Source organism: Agrobacterium sp. MCAB5, from assembly GCF_052114365.1.
Lineage (GTDB): Bacteria > Pseudomonadota > Alphaproteobacteria > Rhizobiales > Rhizobiaceae > Agrobacterium > Agrobacterium tumefaciens.
The window spans coordinates 1-572 of the sequence record NZ_JBFREP010000158.1 but is presented as its reverse complement, the minus strand read 5'-3'; the positions used below and the strand labels follow the sequence as shown (position 1 = coordinate 572).

Genomic DNA, 572 nt, shown 5'->3' with positions numbered 1-572 from the left:
CGCTCGCGGGCTCCGCCGGACGACAGATCGGTTGATCCCCGGTTCGGAACGTCCCACAAAGGTCGAGACCAAAATCATGCGGCCTACAGCATCGCCGCCAGCGGTGACGCGGATAAGTGACGCCAGACGCCCGTGGCCGACGCGGTAGAGATCCGCAGCCAGTGTCATCTCCCCGCCCAGATGGGGAAGATGAGGTCTTACGAGCTGCAAGCTGGTCGCACAAAAAGCCGCATAAAGTGGTGCGCCCTCTGAGCAAGTGAAAACAGCATCCCGCTGTCCCATGGCGCGCGCGATGAGCCGCCAGTGCAAATCACCGGCGCGTCGCTTGAGCCATTGCTCCGAAATGCCGCTGTAGCCCATTTCCGCCATTCCTAGCACGTGGCGTTCGATGAGCTCCGACCCCTCCTGCCTGGCGAGCTGAACAGTGCTCATGCGGCCAGCCTGTTCTTTTGAAGTGCTACTATTTGTTCGGCGAGATAGCGGCTGTCCTCGTCGATGCCAAGAAATCGGCCGGAGCCCCATGTGTTCAGCCAGCCAAGACCAATAAAGTACAGACCAGGTGCATCGGTTAC

At 60.3% G+C, this 572-nt stretch carries 1 protein-coding gene; it reads right to left on the bottom strand.

What is annotated here, in order from left to right; translation table 11 throughout:
- On the bottom strand, positions 1 to 432 hold a 432-nt coding region (locus tag AB4Z23_RS27965; protein WP_441361236.1), incomplete at its 3' end, for an LnmK family bifunctional acyltransferase/decarboxylase.
- Between the last annotated feature and the right edge of the window lie 140 nt (positions 433 to 572).